Here is a 17,167-nt window from a genome sequence, read left to right on the forward strand (position 1 = left end):
GTCTATGTCGGAATTCAGCGCGTTGGCAAGTAGCGGCCCGGCGAAGTGGAGCCTGGCGGCTTATAAACACCTCTTTAAAACACGCCTTGCCCGGAAACCAGCATTAACGCTGCAAAGTATGGCAGTGAAAACCTGGGATATTGCGCCGGGTGAAGTCGCGTTTGCTCAACCCGCCTTCTTTCTTCCCAATCAACTTGAACGTGTGACGGGATGGGAAGAGCAACTTTTTTATCCTCATGAACATCCTCGTCGCACAATGGAAGGCATCGGTCGTGTTGAACATGGACCGACCCGGGGTTATTTGCTCAAAGATGTCTGGATGATCGATGGCGCGCTCTACAAAGGAAGCGCCAAATCCTGGTTGACGCCTGGCGTTGGCCGGCTGCCGGGGGTTCGCGTCGAAAACGAAATCGAGCGCGGCGCGTTGTATTGCACGGCGGGGGGCAACAAGTGGTTTGGCAGTTGGCTGACGGACGATTGCCTGACCTATTCACTGGCCTGCAACGAAGGCGTTCCAGTGACCACGGCTCCCTCCGCCAACATTGTTTCCACCACCAGGAACGGCATCCTTCACACCTCCGGTTATGAGGACTGGCTTGGCATGAAGCCGGTTCGTTTACGTAATGCGTTTTTTCGTGAACTCGTGATCTTTGACGACATAAGTCAAAATCGCCACAAGCATCTGCGCTTCCGTGCAATGGGCGAAAAGTTGCTGTCCCACGTCAACACGAGCGCTCATCCAGGCGTGTTTATCCTGAGAGGTGGTCGCGGCGATTTGCGCTTGTTGCGTAACGAAATGGAGTTGGCTGAGCGTCTGCGTGATCGTCGGGGTTTTCGCATTCTCGACCCGGCGCTGTGCGATGTTGCGACCATTGTCGCGACCTGTGCCGGTGCAAGGACCGTGATAGGGGTCGAGGGCAGTCAATTGATCCATGGGGTTAATGTATTGCCGCCGGGTGGTTCGCTGCTGGTGTTGCAACCTCCTGAGCGTTTCATCTGCTATTTCAAGTACCTGACCGATCGTGACCATCAACACTTTGGTTTTGTCGTCGGTACTCCCGCGGGCAATGGTTTTACTATCGACCCCGATGAGGTCGAGCGCACGCTGGACCTGTTTCCGTCATCGTGCTGCTCCTACAGTTTCACCACGGATTAATAGGCCTGTTTGCCGGAGAAGGCAGATACCGTCCGTAAAAGAATGATGAAGTCGAGCCAGAGCGACCAGTTGTTGATGTACTCGATGTCTGAGTCAACCCGGCGAATCATTTGTTCTACATCTTTCGTTTCACCGCGAAGGCCCCGTACCTGCGCCAGCCCGGTGATACCCGGTTTAATGTTATGTCGCGCAAAGTAGCCCGAGACATCGGGCGAGTACTGCACGTCGTGTTGAATCGCGTGCGGGCGAGGCCCCACCAGCGACATTTCGCCCATCAACACGTTGAACAATTGCGGCAGCTCATCGAGGCTGGTTTTGCGAATAAAGGCGCCCACCCTGGTCACGCGTGGATCATTCTTTTGTGCCTGCTTGACGGTGCCGTCCGACGGCTGATGGACCACCATGCTTCTGAACTTCCAGATACTGAAAACTTCGCCGCTCCACCCCATGCGTTGCTGACGAAAGAACACGGGACCGGGGCTATCGATCTTGATCGCAAGGGCAACTAACGCCAGCACTGGCGCCGCAAAAAGCAGGATCAGAAAAGCGCCGACCTTGTCTTCGAGATTCTTCAGGAACAGTCGCATCCCCATCAGCGGAGTTTCGGACAAGGTCAGCACGGGAATGCCGGCAATCTCGCGAACGCTGTGGTTGATCAACTTCAAGGCGAAAATGTCAGGCACCCAGTTAACCCTGACGTGTTTGTCGAACAGGCTTAAATAAACCTTCTGGATAACTTCGGAGCCGCCCACAGGGGTCACAAAATAGACGGTACGAATGGCGTGTTTGACAACCAACTCATCAAGATCAGAGATATTGCCCAGTATCGACAGGCGTGGTGCGCCTTCTACGCCTTCCTTTGCCCAGTCATCGTCCGCGCCAATCAACACACAGCCAACGATGCGTTCACCGAGCCAGGGGTTGTTACTGATTTTCTTGTGGAGGTAGCTCGCCAACTCGCCCGAGCCAATGATCAGCGAGTTTTCCAGTTGCGTCGGGTGGGCCAGGAATTTCTTCTGCATTTCCCTTGAGGCGAGGTGCAAAAACAACTGGGCGAAATAGCCAAGAACAAATAACTCCCCAACCAATAGCCGCGAATACCGTTCGCTGGTTTTGGTCAGGAAAGCCATGGCAACGAGAAAACCAAAAGTCGCGGTCCATGCCTTCAGAAGCTTGAAGGCTTTGACAGTGAACCCGACATTGCTGCGGTAAATGGCATAGTGGTCGTACACGACGGCCAGCGCGCCAAGCAGCAGCAAGAGCATGATGACGTAGTCTTGCGAGATGAAGCCGATGTGATAATTGATCAAGAACCACGCAACACCGGTTACCGCAACGCAATCGAGACCGGCCTGAACAACGATACTGGTACTGCTTCTTCGCTGGAGAACGGAACGGGTACTGTTAGGCTCAAATATCATCTTTAGACCTCATTTGCTTTCCCTTGCGCTCGGTGATGACGAGATTCAGGTCAACACAGCCCTCATTTTGAGAGCCTCAGCGTCACCGACAAGCTGCTCATACTTGTGACAGGTTTGCACCCTCAAATGCGTAAATCCGGTGAGACGAAGACAGGTGCTGTCACTTTAGCACCACTGTGCACACATTCATTCTATAGCTACGGATTCAGACAACATCCATATATAAAAATGCACTCGGACACAAGGTGCCGGGCAAACCACGGAGAGACGCCTGCACGGCGTTTTCCGCAAGGTCGTCTTGTTATCGCAGAGGAGAGTTGGCGCAGCGGAAGGGCGGGGGAACGGGCCCCCGTTTTTGCAATGACGGCTTTGCTTCAAGCCGTTGTCAGTTGTTCATCCCGTCTTCAATTGCGATGCCTTGCGCACGCATTTGCTGGATCAGGCCGGCGCGGGTGCCGGGGAGGTTGAGCATGGTTTCTGCGCGCAGTGCCGACACTTCGTCGGCGCTGTAAGGCTGATAGTCAGCTGGCGTGCTTTTGCCCGCCATCCCGTCGGCACGGATCAACCAGTTGAGCAGGTCGGCCAGTTGCGCGTTGTCCAGCGCGGACTGCGACATGCCCGGCACGCGCACGAGAAACTCGCGGCCGCCCGGCACTTTCAGAAAGTTGCCGACAAACCCCGCCATCCGGGGCGTGTCATTCGCGGCAGAACCCATGCCATTGCCCAAGTGGCAACCGGCGCATTGCAGTTGGTAGTTCACGCCAACGCTGTAACCGGCCTGGGCAATCGGTTTTTGCAGTGTTTCATTGCCCGGCGCATGCCGTTGCGCCGGGTCCGGGATGGCCCTGGCATGAACGAGCGGGGCGGTCATGGCGCAGACAAGACCGAGGATGAGCAACCTACCCATAAGCAGCACCTCCACTTGTACAGGAGAAAAACGGACCTGTAGGAGCCAGCTTGCTGGCGATAGCGTTTTCAGAGACGCCATCGCCGGCAAGCCGGCTCCTACAAATAGCCAACCGCAATCAAGCGTTAAACCGCGACGCCACGAATGATCGAAACGGTGCAGTGGTAGATGTGCGATTTGGCGGCCAGGCACCAGTTCACATCGTTGTTGTTGAACGGGCGATAGGCCGGTTCTTCACTGTCGTTACGGGTGCAGGCGCACTGCGCACAGCTCTGCTTACCGCAGCAGTCGTTGTACGAAATGATGTAATCCTTGCCGTCGGCCGGGTTGCGGCAGGTGCCGATCCAGGTCACTTGCGACACTTCCGTGCCTGGCGGACAGGACGTCACCGATCCTCCGCAGCAGCTGCACAAAAAGCCATCGATGGAGCAGTAGCGCCAGTAGTCGCAGGTGTTCGGATCACCCGGGTCACCGGCTTTCGGGTTATCGGCGGCCAGGGCTTTGCTGGTGCGATCCAGCGGCAACAGCAGCGGCAACGCGGCGCCGGCAACCATCAGAGAACCCATGCGCGACAGCAGTTTGCGTCGTGAGGTTGTGTCGGCAACACGACGAGTCGAACGCTCAAACAACAGATCCAGCAGTTTCATGAAAGTCTCCTGCCTTATCAGTGGCTATGGCCGTGGCTGTGGCTGTGGTCGTGTGCATGCGGCTGGCTGTTGAGGTATTCCTGCAGCGTCGCGCTTTTCAGGTGCTCGACTTCGAACAGGCTGTCCAGGTGCTCGCGGGAATTGACCAGGCCTTTGGCGCGCAGGGTGCCGCTCTTGTCGATCAGCGCGGCGTACGGCAGCTTGCCGATCTGGTAGGTCATGCCCACTTCAGGCCCGACCACATAAGTGGCGTCTTCCAGTTTGTGTTCGGTGATCAGCTTTTGCTGGGCGTCCATATCGCCGTCGCTGATGAACACCACGTCGAGGCGATCGGCCTGTTCCTTGGCGATGGATTTGATCGCCGGCAGCAGCGACTTGCAGATCGGGCAGGTTGGCGAGAGGAAGAACAGCAGTTGCGATTTCTCGCCGGCATAGCCGAAGTTGACCGGGCGCCCTTTGCGGTCGGAAGCGGTGACCTGTGGCGCGGCTTCATTGACCGCCACGCCCTTGTCCATCATCAATGCACCGGCCGGGGCCAGACGGCCGTGCAGCACACCAATCTGCCGGACCAGGCCCATGACGGCAAACGCCACGGCCACCAGCAGTACCCAGAGCAGAACGTTGGAAACGATTAAGCCTTCCATTGATCACCTACCAATCAGTTTGAGCAGAAGAGGGGAGTTCGCCAGCAAGCCATCGGCTGCGGCGTAAATCAGCAGCGCGACGGCGCTGGCGGCGACAGTCACGAAGCCGTCGAAAAAACCCAGGTCACGAACCACCGGCGAGACGCTGGCCAGCAACGCCAGCGCCACCAGCGCGCTGTTGCGCAGCAGCAGAACCGGGCGCAGCGGTTGGGCCTGGTCCGGGCCGGCACAGCCGCAGTCGATATCGCGACGGCCGCGCCACAGGTTGATGCCAATGGCCGCGGCGTACAGCGCGATCAGGCTGGCGGCGCCCAACGCTGCCCAGGCACGGCTGACCGGTACCAGCAGCGCAAAGGCGATGGCCAGTTCAACCACCGGAATGACGCGTGCGACGGGGCGTACGGCCACGTCGGGCAGCAATTGGTAGTCCGCCAGTTGCCGGGCAAAACGTGCCGGTGCGCGCACCTTGTGGGTCGCGGCACTGGCCAGCAACACCGCGATGGCGAGGGCGCTGGCAATGATGAAGATCGGATCTAAGTGCATGGCCGAACCTCGGTTAGTAGCTCATGACCTGAGTCGCGGTTTTCGCGACCTTCGCCATGCTGCCGGTGAGCGTGTTGGTCTTCAGGTCGAAGATCTGCAAACCGCCTGCAACGTCGGCGCCCAGCAGCAGCGGCTTGTCGTCGCCGGTCGCCTGCATGCTCCACACCGGAACCGGTGCCTCCAGCGTGGCGACCTTCTTGTGGGTTTTCAGATCAAACGCCCAGATCAGCGGGCTTGGGTCTTCCCACTTCATCGGTTCGTGCGCGTCGTGCATCAGCACGTACAAGCGGTTCAGCTTCGGCGCGACGGCCATCAGTTGCCAGCCGCCCGGTGCCCAGCCGGCCTTCTTTTCCTCGTCGCTGGTCAACGACCAGGACGGCAGGATTTTCGGTGCGTCGGCCGAGAAATCCACCGGGCGCACGGTGCCCGTGGTGGTGGTGAAGTAATAGGTGTCGCCGACGTTCACCGCGCGTTCCACCAGTTTTTCCGCGTTCGGGTCAAAGAACGGCGTGCGGCTGCGTGCGGTTTCCTGGCCCTGATCGTTCAGCGTGATCACTTGCAAACTGCCGTCGCCGCACAGCGAGGCGAAGCGGCGATTGCCGATCGGGTAATTGAGCACGCAACCGGGAATCGCCAGTTCGGCGGTGACGGCTTTGGCCTGGGTGTCGACCACGGTCACCGAGGTCGATGGGGTGAAGTTGTAGACGTAGACAAAGCGGTCATCACCGCTGGTCTTCAAGCCGTAGCGTTGGGTCAGCGACTCGGCGCGCTTGTTCGGAATCAGCACTTCCCAGGCCGGCGACAGGGTCGAGCTGTCCCACGCGGTCAGCACGTCGGTGCGGGTGCCACGGGTGCCGCGCGAATACCAGATGTCGGCGCTGTAGAGGGTTTTCTGATCGTGGCTGAGCGTCGAGGGCGCAGCAAAACCAGTCGGCACCATGCCGAGCACGCGCTTTTTATCGGGGTCGACCACGGTGACACGGCCCGCCACGAAACTTTCGAATTCGACGTCGACGATAAAGGCCCGATGAACTTCCGGCGGAAATGCCAGAACAGTCTGGCCGATCGTGTCAGCGGGCAGATCCGCGCTGGCATTGTTCAAACCCAGTACCAGCAGGCTGAGACTCAGCGCTGACTGTACGGTGATCCTGGTGGCTCGCATTAGGGGGAACTCCCTGAATTATTGTTCGTGCAAATCGCAAGTGCATTGGCAGATTTTTGCAGTTCGATTCTGCCTCGCTGGCAGAAGGGGGGAATTGCTGTGGCTGCCAAGCGTTTGTGTGTCTGTGCCAGTCTCGAAAAACCGGCTGCACACACCGCAATTGCAAGCCAAAACCACTGACCTGTAGGAGCCAGGCTTGCCGGCGAAGGCGTCCTTGAGTACGCCTTCGCCGGCAAGCCTGGCTCCTACAGGTTCGTGGTTTGATTCAGGTTCTTCGGGGGTGTCAGGCGGGAGTTGCGAGGGGAAGGGTGAAGGTGAACACCGCGCCGCAGGGCTCAAGGTTTTGCGCCCAGATATCGCCGCGATGGCGGCCGATGATGTTTTTGCACAGTGCCAGGCCAATGCCGTTGCCGCTGACCTTGGAGGAGAAGAAACCGTCGAACAGCTTCTCTTGCGCCTGGGCCTGAATGCCGCGACCGCAGTCTTCGATGCGCACCAACGCCACGTCGTTTTCGCGGCTGGCGTGAATGCGCAGCACCCGTCGTTCAACAGGCAGATCGCTCATTTCTTCAATCGCGTTGAACGCCAGGTTAAGAATGACCTGACCGATCAGCACCTTCTCGCAGCTCACCCACAGCGGCGCGGGACTGGCGACAATCTCGACGCGGACCAGGCTCGGATCGGCGCGCAGGCTGATGAAATAGCGGGTTTCGCGCAGCAGTTCGTTGAGGTCGATCAGCTCTTCGGCCTGCTCCAGTTTGACCACGTAATCGCGCACGCTTTTGATGATCAGCGACGCATGCTCGATTTGCCGCACAGCGTTTTGCAAACCCCAGGCGACGCCCTGATCCGTGGCGGACTCCTTGCCCAGGCGAATCACCGCGCCTTCGATGAAGTTGCGGGTGGCGGCCAGCGGTTGGCTTAGCTCATGAGCAATGGCCACGGCCATTTCACCCATGGCGTTGTAGCGCGCCAGGTATTCGAGTTTCTGCTCGCTGACCCGCCGTGCTTCTTCGGCGCGCACTTGTTCGGTGACGTCGCGAAACAGCAGCAGGTGGCCGACCAGGTCGTCTTCGATCTCGATAAAACGACACGTCGCCTCATGCCAGCGCCATTCACCGTCGCGGCGTTGCAGGTGGTAGTGCACGCGGAACGGCGCATGTTCCGGGGTCTCGCTGGCCAGCTGTTGCAGCAGCCGCCCACGTGAATCGTCGTCGCACCATGACAGGAAGTTTTCGCCGATCAGTGTGTGTTCTTCGCTGTTGAGCAGGTGCGCGCCGGAGTCACTGATGAAGCGGATATCACCTTCAGGGCCGAGCACCGCGACACCTTCGGCGAGGTCCTGCATGAATGCCTTGAGCCGGCTTTCGAAACGCTTGAGGTCGCGCTTGACCTTGTCCTCCCTGGAGATGTCGCGGAACTGCACCATCAGCACATCGCGACCCTCCAGATGCACCAGCGTCGCGACCGCCTCGGAGAGGATTTCCACGCCTTGCTTGGAGCGATAACACCACTCGATGGCGCGCTGGCCCGTGCGCGCTGCGCCTTCCAGCCAGCGCAGGCCGACCGAGCGCCGGTACTTGGGCGCGTCGCGGGTCATGTCCGGGGCTTTCAGCGGCGTCAGTTCTTCGAGGGTAAAACCCAGCGCGTCGAGGGCGGCGGTGTTGGCCCAGAGGATCTCCTTGCTCTGCGCATCGTGAAGAATGATGCACAGCGGCATGGCTTCGATGAGGGTGAAAAAGTCGTGCGGTTTTGGCAGGTACATCGCGCAGTCCTGAGGAACCGGTGAAGGGAAAGTATGGCTTTTTATACCCGCTTGCGCGTGGGGATGCGCTCAGAGGTAACCGGGGGCGGGCTAGGGGATTCCTTTAGTGAAGAGGCTGCACGCACCAATAGTGGCGACCCGACGCGGTTTTTACACTGGGCCTCAATGCAAGGGCAGCCACGCATCTTCTCTGTAGGAGCGAGGCTTGCCCGCGAAGAACGATAACGCGGTCTGCCATTGAAACCGCGGTGCCTCGTTCGCGGGCAAGCCTCGCTCCTACAGGGATCGGTGTTGTCCAGCCTCGGCCCACTAACAATAAGTAAAACGGAGAGAAGCCCATGCTGCGTTCAGCTGTCGCGGAGAAAGACCCTCTGCCAGGCGTCGACGGCAACACCGTCCACCGTCAGGCCTTTGAGCAGGTGCTGGCGGAAGTGCGCCAGCGTCGCGATGAATTCGACGCCGGTTCCCACGTGCCACGGGACATGATCGAGCGCTTCAAGCACGTGGGCATCTACCGCGCCGCCACGCCGAAATGCTTCGGCGGTGACGCCCTGGCGCCGGCGCTGTTCCTGCAAATGATCGAGCGTATATCCGAAGCTGACGGCTCTGCGGGCTGGGTCGCCAGTTTCGGCAGCGCCGGCGTCTACCTCGCCGCATTGCCGCCGGAAACCCTCGCCGAAATCTACACCCAAAGCCCGGACCTGGTGTTCGCCGGTGGCCTGTTCCCGCTGCAACCCGCTGAAGCAGTCGAGGGTGGCTGGCAGGTCAACGGCACCTGGAAATTCGCCAGCGGCTGCAAGGGCGCCGACTTGCTCGGCGTGGGGATTGGCGCGGCGGGTGGCAAGCCGCGCACTGCGGTGTTCCGTGCGGACCAGGTCGAGATCATCGAAAACTGGGATGTGGTCGGGCTCAAAGGCACCGGCAGTCACGACCTGCGCGTCAGCGACAAACACGTCGACGAACGCTGGACCTTCATCCGTGGCGGTGCCGCGACCATCGACGAGCCGCTGTTCCGCTACCCGTCGATTGCCTACGCCGCGCAAGTGCTGGCCGTGGTCAACCTTGGCCTGGCCCGTGCCGCCCTCGACGAAGTCAGTCGCATGGCCGCCGGCAGCGGCATCACCGGCGCACCGAAAATGGCCGACCGCGCCTACGTGCGCATCGAGATCGCCAAGGCCGAAGCCCGACTGGCCGCCGCCCGTGGCTTCTTCTACAACGCCACCGAGCAAGTGTGGAATTCGATCCTCGCCGGCAACCCGGTCACCGCCGAACAAACCAGCCTGTTGCGCTTGTCCGCGATTCACGTGTCCCAGGCGGGCGCCGCCGTGGTGCAGAGCGCGTACAGCCTCGCCGGCACCACCGCGATTTACCTGCGCCACCCGCTGCAGCGCTACCTGCGCGACTCGATGGTGGTCACCCAGCACGCGTTCCTCAGCGAAGGCCTGTACGACGGCGCCGGCTCGGTGTTCCTCGGCGTGCCGCCGTTCCCTGGCTACATCTGAACCCTCTCTTCAAGGATCAATATTCATGTCCCAGACCACTCAAGAACCGCTGCGCGTCGTCTTCTGCATCGGCATCACCCAGAACTTTTTCGACCTGCCCACCGGCGAAGGCCTGAGCGTGTGGAAAGGCTTCAGCCAGATGATGGGCTCGCTCGGCGCCATGCCCGGCATCACCGTACTCGGTGCGATGGACGATGACCGGCTGATGGTCGGCCCGTCCACCACCTCGCCATGGACCGTCTACATCATGGCCGACGTCGACTGCCACCAGTCGGTGATCGATGCCTGCAACCTGTTCCGCACCACGCCGGTGAACGAGTACAGCCTGTGGCGTTACGCCAAGGTCGAAGCGCGCATCGGTCGTCCACTGACCATCCCCGATGCCGCCAGGGTGTAAGCCATGAACGAGGCCTTGTTGCAGCGTCTGGCGACGCTCGAAGGGGAGAGCCAGGTGCGCCGCTTGATGGCGCGCTACATGGACCTGTGCGACGTGCCGAGGGCGATCACCCACGTCAGCGAGCTAGCGCAATTGTTCTGCATCGACGCCGTGTGGGAAGGCGTCGGCAGCGTCACCGCGCAGACCTTCGGCGAGCATCGCGGGCGTGAGGCGATTGCGGCGTTCGTCGGCGGTTACTTGCCGCCCTCGGAGCACTTTTGCCTGAACCTGCATTACCTCACCAGCGAGTCGATCCTGGTCGACGGCAGCACCGCGCAGGGGCAGTGGATCATGCAGCAGGTGTCGACCTACGCCGATGGGCGCAGCGAGTTGTTCGGCACGCGCTTGAACATCGATTTTCGCTGTGTCGAGGGTGTCTGGCTGATCGCGCATTTCCGCACGCAACGCTTGTTCAATTCGGACCTCTTCACCTCGGAGTCGGGCGCATGAGCACGTTTATCAGCGAATTTTTACTCGGTGGCGACAGCAAGCGGGTCGCGATCAAGGACTCGATCGACATCGCCGGCCATCCGACCCGCTCGGGCAGTCGTGCGTTTGCCGATGCTGAACCGGCGCTGCGCAACGCCGACGTGGTGGACGCTATCCTCGACGCAGGCTGGCAAATCGTTGGCAAAACCAATATGCACGAGTTGGCGTTTGGCGTGACCGGGATCAACGACTTGACCGGCACGCCGATCAACCCGCAAGCACCGGACCGCGTGCCGGGCGGCTCTTCCAGCGGTTCGGCCGCAGCGGTCGCCGCCGGCCTGGCGGACATCGCCATCGGCACTGACACCGGCGGCTCGGTTCGTGTACCGGCGGCGTGCTGCGGCATTGCCGGGTTGAAACCGACTTATGGGCGGGTCAGTCGGGTCGGTGCGCATCCAGCGGCGTCCAGCCTCGATTGTGTCGGGCCGTTTGCCGCCGACATGGCGGATCTGATCGCGGCGATGCAAGTGATTTGCCCAGGCTTCCAGGTGCAGGGTTTGCCCTCTGGCAACGCGTTGGTGGGTTTTCTTGAAGTCGACTGCGACCCGCATCTTCAAGCATGCCTCGGCGCCGCCGCCGACCGTGCTGGCTGGCGTCGTAGCCAGCTGCACCTGAGCGATTTCGAAGCCGCGTTCGCCGCCGGACTCACCGTCATCAATTTCGAAAACTGGGCCGCGTTCGGCCACATCACCGGCAAAGGCCTGATCGGCGCGGATGTCGAGCAACGCCTGCTGGCCGCGAGTCGCACGAGTGCGGCGGACCTGGCGCAAGCGGAGAAAGTCCGCGCGCGCTTCAGCCAGCAAGTGGACGCCGCGCTGGAAGAATTCGCGGTGCTGCTGTTGCCGACGATGCCCAGCCTGCCACCGACGCTGATCGAAGCCCGCAGCGCCAGCAAAGCGGTGGCCGGCATGACCCCGTTGGTGCGGCCGTTCAACCTCAGCGGCCATCCGGCGCTGACGGTGCCGGTGGAACTGGAGGGCAGCGGATTGAAAGTCGGCCTGCAGATTGTCGGTCGTAAAGGTCAGGACGAACTGGTCTGCGCCTTCGGTGCGCAGTTGCAACAGAGCATGGCCGGCGAACGGTCGACCCCTAACAAGAAATCATAAAAAGCCATGAGGAGAACCGCATGAGCACTCATGAATACCGGCTGATCGCATCATCGAAAAGCCCGGACGAACTGGTCAGCCACGACCGCGTAGACGTCTCGCTGTATAACGACCCGGCGCTGTTCGAAGCCGAGCTGGAAAAGATTTTCTACCGCACCTGGGTGTGGGTTGCCCACGAAAGCGAAGTGCGCAACAGCGGCGACTTCAAGACCGCGACCATCGGCCGTCGCCCGGTGATTGTGGTGCGCGACAAGAAGGGCAACATCAACGTCCTGGAAAACCGCTGCCGGCACCGTGGCGCCACGGTGTGTGAAAAACACAAGGGCAACGCCACCGGCTTCACCTGCCCGTATCACAGCTGGTCGTACGGTCTGGACGGCAAGCTCCGTGCGCTGCCGTATCCGGACGGCTACGAAGGCATTCTAGAAAAGTCCGAGCTGCCGCTGACCAGCCTGCGCGTGGAAAGCTACGCCGGCATGGTTTTCGCCAGCTACAACGACGAGATCGAGCCGCTGGAAGATTTTCTTGGCGGCGCCAAACACTGGATGGACCTGTTCATGAAGCAGGGCGCCGGTTTCCCGATCAAGACCCAGGGCGAACACAAGTTCAGCTTCAAGGGCAACTGGAAGATCCAGCTGGAAAACACCACCGACGGTTATCACTTCCCGATCGTGCACAAGTCGTTCATGTCGTCGGTGGATGAAGAAACCTCGGAAATGCTCTCGTTCATGACCGACGAGCAAGCGGTCACCCATTCGCTGGGCAACGGCCATAGCGTGATGGTGATGGTGCCGGAGCATGTCGATCTTGATCACGACGACGGCACGGAACAGTTGCAGGAGCGCTTCGCTCACGTGACGGAAGAGCTGTCGAAAACCATGGAGCCTGCGCAAGTCCGTCGCATCGTGCGCTCGCTGCACGGCGCCGGTTTCAACCTGAACCTGTTCCCTAACGTCGCGATGTCGATGTCGTTCTTCCGCGTGCTGCGCCCGGTGTCTGTGACCGAAACCGAGATCCGCCACGTTGCCCTCGGCATGGACGGCGGCCCGGAAATCGCCAACCGCGAACGCATGCGCATTCACGAGCACTTCCAGGGGCCGTTCGGTTTCGGTAGCCCGGACGATGCCGAGGCCTGGGATCGTGTGCAGCGCGGTTCGTACGCCGGCGTCGACGCGCCGATCCTGGTCAACCGTGGCCTCAATCGCGAAATCACCGCCGAAAACGGCGACAAGGTCAGCCACGCCACCGACGAAGGCGGCATGCGCGGTGCCTATGACATGTGGAAAAGGATGATGAGCCAATGAGCAATCACGACACCCTGAACGGTTTTTCCGGCCCGTTGGCCCAGGCCATCGAATTCATCTGGCGCGAAGCCGAATTGCTCGACCACAAGAACTACGCCGAATGGGCGACCTTGTGGAGCGACAGCGGCAAGTACATCGTGCCGATCGACCCGGACACCGAGGACTTCGAAGCGAACCTCAACTACGCCTACGACGATGCGCGCATGCGTGACTTGCGCATCGAACGCCTGACTGCCGGCTATTCACCGTCGGCGGTGGACGCGGCGAAAACCATCCGCACGATCTCGCGTTTCCGCCTGGTGGAAGCCGCTGGCGACATCGTCGAAGTCAACTCGGCGCAGTTGCTGTACGCCTACAAACGCGGCGTGCACACGCCGTTTGTGGCCGACCTGAACCACCGTATCCGTTTCACCGATGGCGTGCCGACCCTGGAGCGCAAAGTGGTGCGGCTGATCAATTCCACCGACAGCCTGAGCGCGCTCGGCTTCCTTCTGTGAGGGCAACATCATGAGTCGAGTAGCCCTTGTAACAGGTGCCTCGCGCGGACTGGGCGAGTGCATCGCCCGCCGTCTGCACGGGGCGGGTTATCGCGTCGCCCTGGCGGACGTGCGTCTCGAGGGCGTGCGGCGACTGGCTGCCGAGCTGGATGCCAGCGGTGCCAGTGCTGTCGCCATTGAGCTGGATGTGCGCAGCAAGGCCGACTTCCAGCATGCCCGCGACGTGCTGGTCGAGCATTGGGGCGGCTGCGACATCCTGGTGAACAACGCCGGCGTGTCGAAAGTCGCGGCGTTGATGGACATCACCCCTGAGGAGTTCGACGAGTCGATGGCAATCAACCTGCGCGGCACTTTTGTCGCGTGCCAGGTGTTCGGCGCGCACTTTGCCGAGCGTGGTTTTGGCCGCATCGTCAACATCGCCTCGCTCGCCGGGCAAAACGGCGGCACCGCCACCGGCGCGCATTACGCTGCGGCCAAGGGCGGCGTGGCGACGCTGACCAAAGTCTTCGCCCGTGAACTGGCCCCGCAAGGCGTGACGGTCAACAGCATTTCGCCGGGGCCGCTGGACTTGCCGGTGGTGCGCGAAACCGTGGCCCCGGAGCGTCTGGAACAGATCCTGAAAATGATCCCGGCCGGCACCCTCGGCGACCCCGGCTACATCGCCGACAGCGTGTTGCTGCTGATCGCCGACCACGCCGCCTCCGTAACCGGCGCGTGCTGGGACATCAACGGCGGCCTGTTCATGCGCTAAGCAAGGCCTCACACACAACCCTGTAGGAGCCGGCTTGCCGGCGATGGCGCCCTCATCGGCGATACAAATCTGTAGGAGCCGGCTTGCTGGCGATGACGTCCTCATTGGCGATGCAAGTCTTAAGACCGCTATCGCCAGCAAGCCGGCTCCTACAAAAGACGTCGTTTGCAGCATAAAACACAGGGCGCCCACCGGCGCCGTGATAACAAAATCAACCGTATTTCAGGTGATGCAATGATGAAGGTGAAGATCGAAAGGATCGTCGACGAAGCGCTGGATATCCGTTCCTTTCGCCTCGTGCGCAGTGACGGCCAGCCGCTCGACGCCTATGAACCGGGTGCCCACGTCGACCTGACCGGGCCGACCGGGGTGACCCGTCAATATTCGCTGTGCAGCCCGCCCCAGGACCGCCGCGCGTATCTGGTAGCGGTAAAAAAAGAAGCGCAGTCCCGTGGCGGTTCAGCGGCGCTGCACGAGGTGGAAGAGGGCATGGAGCTGGAAATGGGGGCGCCGCGCAACCTGTTCCGCCTCGACCCGACGGCCACCGAGCATGTGCTGTGCGCGGCTGGTATCGGCGTCACGCCGCTGCTGAGCATGGCTTATCGGCTGAGCGAAAACGGCCAGCCGTGGCGCCTGCATTATTTCGCCCGTTCGCCGCAATACGCAGCGTTCGCCGAGCTGTTGGCGAGCACGTTCGCCGGGCATGTGCAGTTCCACTACGGCATCGAGCCGGGTGACATGGATGCCACGTTGAGTGAATGCCTGAACCAGGCAGACAGTGCCGCACACGTGTACACCTGCGGCCCGGCGCCGTTCATGAACAAAGTGGTGGAAGTGGCGGCGCGCAGCCGCTGCGACGATGCGATCCACCTTGAGCATTTCCAGGCCGATCCCGCAGCGAATGCCGGTCCGAGTGGCGGTTTTGAAGTGGAGCTGGCCAGTTCCGGCGTGGTGCTTCAGGTGCCGGCCAACGCGAGTCTGGTCGATGTGTTGCAGGCTCACGGTTGTGACATCGACACTGAATGCCGCGAAGGCATCTGCGGCACCTGCATCGTCGAGGTGCTGGACGGTGTGCCGGAGCACCGCGACAACTGTTTGTCGAACAAGGAAAAGGCGTCCAACAAACAGATTTGCGCCTGCGTTTCCCGCGCCGTTTCCGCCCGTCTGGTATTGGACATCTAACGCAAGGGAAGGCTGGCAAGCCAGCGCCGGAGCCTGTTGAATAGGGCCCGGCGGCCGTCGAAGGAGGAGACAGCCAAGGTAAGTAACATTTGCCGAACCGCTCGACGAAGCGGTCGAAAAATAACAATAAAATGCGTGAGGCTTTGCAGTGATGATGACTTCTTCGGCGGTTCGCAACGAGGCGTTCGAAAGCTGGCTGAGCCAGGTCAACCAGGCCTGCGGGCGTTTCGATGCCCGGGCCCTGGATACGGATTTCTACGGTGAGCTGGCGGAATATCGCAGCGGCGCGATCAACCTCAGTGTCGTCGACATGGCGCACGTGCACCTGTATCGCACCAGCAAGGACGTCAGCGTCAGCAGCGACGGCCACTATTACGCGGTGTTCCAGATGCGTGGCAGTTCCCGGTTGGAGCAGGGCGACAACCGCGCTCAACTGGGCACGGGCGACATCGCCCTGATCGACGCCTGCCGCCCGAGTGACATGACCTACAACGAGGATTCCCGACAGTTGTCGCTGATCCTGCCGCGTCAGGTGGTCGAGCGCGGTTCGCATTTCAATGCAGTCAACTGCGCCACACGCATCGCGGCCAGTACACCACTGGCGGCGATGGCCAACCGCTTGGTGCTGGATACCCGGCAGCAGGAAGGCCTGGACATGCAGGAAAGCGAAGCGGTGCTGGATGCGTTGGTCAGCCTGTTGTTGCCCGGGATCAGTGCCCGCGACAGCGGCGCAGATGCCCACGAGCGGCAGTTTCGCAAGATCATCGCCTACATCGACGAACACATCGGCGCCGAAGACCTGTGCCCCGAGCTGATTGCCCGTGAGGTAGGGATTTCGGTGCGTGGGTTGTACCGGATGTTCTCCAAGCGCGGCCTGGTGGTGGCGCAATACATCAAGCACCGACGCCTGGATTTCTGCGCGGAAAACCTGCGCCGCTCACCTGACGAGCAGAAGCTCTCGGCGCTGTGTTACGCCTGGGGATTCTCTGATTCCAGCTACTTCTCCTCGGCGTTCAAATCCCGCTTCGGCGTATCGCCCGGGGCCTATCGCAAGCGCTACAGCCACAACTGACCTCTCCTGTAGGAGCCGGCTTGCCGGCGATCGCGGGGCATCAGACGCCATCAATGTTGAATGTGCCGACCCCTTCGCCGGCAAGCCGGCTCCTACAGTAGATCTTCGCCGTGCACATACCTCGTGTTCGCTGCAGACCCCTGTAGGAGCCGGCGTGCCGGCGATGGCGGGGCATCAGACGCCATCAATGTTGAATGTGCCGGCCTCATCGCCGGCAAGCCGGCTCCTACATTGGATCTTCGCCGTGCACATACCTTGAGTTCGCTGCAGATCCCTGTAGGAGCCGGCTTGCCGGCGATGGCGGAGTATCAGGCACCATTGATGTTGAATGTGCCGGCCTCATCGCCGGCAAGCCGGCTCCTACAGTAGGTCTTCGGCGTGCACATACCTTGTGTTCGCTGCGGATCCCTGTAGGAGCCGGCTTGCTGGCGATGGCGGAGTATCAGGCACCATTGATGTTGAATGTGCCGACCTCATCGCCAGCAAGCCGGCTCCTACAGTAGATCTTCGCCGTGCACATACCTTGTGCTCGCTGCAGACCCCTGTAGGAGCCGGCTTGCTGGCGATGGCGGAGTGTCAGGCG

Annotated in this window: 17 protein-coding genes; 10 read left to right on the forward strand and 7 right to left on the reverse strand. The window is 61.0% G+C overall.

Annotated features, from left to right (window positions below):
• Positions 1-4 precede the first annotated feature (4 nt).
• Positions 5-1,156: a glycosyltransferase 61 family protein gene (locus KGB27_RS16415; RefSeq protein ID WP_008041090.1), complete on the forward strand. Its 1,152-nt coding sequence runs from the start codon at positions 5-7 to the stop codon at positions 1,154-1,156.
• Here the strand turns inward: KGB27_RS16415 and KGB27_RS16420 are convergent.
• The 7 genes from KGB27_RS16420 to KGB27_RS16450 form a co-directional block, all read right to left on the reverse strand.
• Positions 1,153-2,577 carry an undecaprenyl-phosphate glucose phosphotransferase gene (locus KGB27_RS16420; protein ID WP_008041091.1) on the reverse strand — a complete coding sequence of 475 codons (1,425 nt, stop codon included), beginning with the start codon at positions 2,575-2,577 and terminating at the stop codon, positions 1,153-1,155. The two genes, KGB27_RS16415 and KGB27_RS16420, sit on opposite strands and share 4 nt — an antisense overlap.
• A gap of 385 nt (positions 2,578-2,962) precedes the next feature.
• Positions 2,963-3,484: a cytochrome C gene (locus KGB27_RS16425; protein WP_223555347.1), complete on the reverse strand. Its 522-nt coding sequence runs from the start codon at positions 3,482-3,484 to the stop codon at positions 2,963-2,965.
• A gap of 125 nt (positions 3,485-3,609) precedes the next feature.
• Positions 3,610-4,131: a methylamine dehydrogenase light chain gene (locus KGB27_RS16430; protein ID WP_008033908.1), complete on the reverse strand. Its 522-nt coding sequence runs from the start codon at positions 4,129-4,131 to the stop codon at positions 3,610-3,612.
• 17 nt (positions 4,132-4,148) lie between these two features.
• Positions 4,149-4,775 (reverse strand): methylamine dehydrogenase accessory protein MauD, encoded by a 627-nt coding sequence (gene mauD / locus KGB27_RS16435; RefSeq protein ID WP_223555349.1) that lies wholly within the window; start codon positions 4,773-4,775, stop codon positions 4,149-4,151.
• 3 nt (positions 4,776-4,778) lie between these two features.
• A complete protein-coding gene (locus tag KGB27_RS16440; protein ID WP_192229051.1) occupies positions 4,779-5,318 on the reverse strand; it encodes a MauE/DoxX family redox-associated membrane protein in 540 nt (179 codons plus the stop codon).
• Positions 5,319-5,331: 13 nt separating this feature from the next.
• Positions 5,332-6,480 carry an amine dehydrogenase large subunit gene (locus KGB27_RS16445; RefSeq protein ID WP_207285941.1) on the reverse strand — a complete coding sequence of 383 codons (1,149 nt, stop codon included), beginning with the start codon at positions 6,478-6,480 and terminating at the stop codon, positions 5,332-5,334.
• Positions 6,481-6,763: 283 nt separating this feature from the next.
• Positions 6,764-8,245, reverse strand: a complete 1,482-nt coding sequence (locus KGB27_RS16450; protein ID WP_223555351.1) for a PAS domain-containing sensor histidine kinase — start codon at positions 8,243-8,245, stop codon at positions 6,764-6,766.
• A gap of 338 nt (positions 8,246-8,583) precedes the next feature.
• Between KGB27_RS16450 and KGB27_RS16455 the strand changes: the two genes are divergently transcribed.
• The 9 genes from KGB27_RS16455 to feaR all read left to right on the forward strand — a co-directional run bounded on the left by KGB27_RS16455 (position 8,584) and on the right by feaR (position 16,584).
• On the forward strand, positions 8,584-9,747 hold the full coding sequence (locus KGB27_RS16455; RefSeq protein ID WP_223555353.1) for an acyl-CoA dehydrogenase family protein: 1,164 nt from the start codon (positions 8,584-8,586) through the stop codon (positions 9,745-9,747).
• Positions 9,748-9,772: 25 nt separating this feature from the next.
• On the forward strand, positions 9,773-10,144 hold the full coding sequence (locus KGB27_RS16460) for a hypothetical protein (protein ID WP_008033901.1): 372 nt from the start codon (positions 9,773-9,775) through the stop codon (positions 10,142-10,144).
• 3 nt (positions 10,145-10,147) lie between these two features.
• On the forward strand, positions 10,148-10,633 hold the full coding sequence (locus KGB27_RS16465; RefSeq protein ID WP_223555355.1) for a nuclear transport factor 2 family protein: 486 nt from the start codon (positions 10,148-10,150) through the stop codon (positions 10,631-10,633).
• A complete protein-coding gene (locus tag KGB27_RS16470; protein ID WP_223555357.1) occupies positions 10,630-11,778 on the forward strand; it encodes an amidase in 1,149 nt (382 codons plus the stop codon). The genes KGB27_RS16465 and KGB27_RS16470 overlap by 4 nt, the downstream gene beginning before the upstream one ends.
• Positions 11,779-11,798: 20 nt before the next feature.
• Positions 11,799-13,082, forward strand: coding sequence for an aromatic ring-hydroxylating oxygenase subunit alpha (locus KGB27_RS16475; RefSeq protein WP_207285946.1), 1,284 nt, complete (start codon positions 11,799-11,801; stop codon positions 13,080-13,082).
• Complete coding sequence (locus tag KGB27_RS16480) at positions 13,079-13,579, forward strand: aromatic-ring-hydroxylating dioxygenase subunit beta (RefSeq protein ID WP_207285947.1); 501 nt, start codon at positions 13,079-13,081, stop codon at positions 13,577-13,579. The genes KGB27_RS16475 and KGB27_RS16480 overlap by 4 nt, the downstream gene beginning before the upstream one ends.
• A 10-nt stretch (positions 13,580-13,589) precedes the next feature.
• Positions 13,590-14,330 carry an SDR family NAD(P)-dependent oxidoreductase gene (locus KGB27_RS16485; RefSeq protein WP_192229059.1) on the forward strand — a complete coding sequence of 247 codons (741 nt, stop codon included), beginning with the start codon at positions 13,590-13,592 and terminating at the stop codon, positions 14,328-14,330.
• 234 nt (positions 14,331-14,564) lie between these two features.
• Complete coding sequence (locus KGB27_RS16490; protein WP_223555359.1) at positions 14,565-15,512, forward strand: PDR/VanB family oxidoreductase; 948 nt, start codon at positions 14,565-14,567, stop codon at positions 15,510-15,512.
• 151 nt (positions 15,513-15,663) lie between these two features.
• Entirely contained in the window at positions 15,664-16,584 is a 921-nt protein-coding gene (gene feaR, locus KGB27_RS16495) for a transcriptional regulator FeaR (protein WP_223416539.1), read from the forward strand.
• Positions 16,585-17,167 lie beyond the last annotated feature (583 nt).

The organism is Pseudomonas sp. BF-R-01 (assembly GCF_019946615.1).
In the GTDB taxonomy this organism is placed as follows: Bacteria; Pseudomonadota; Gammaproteobacteria; order Pseudomonadales; family Pseudomonadaceae; genus Aquipseudomonas; species Aquipseudomonas migulae.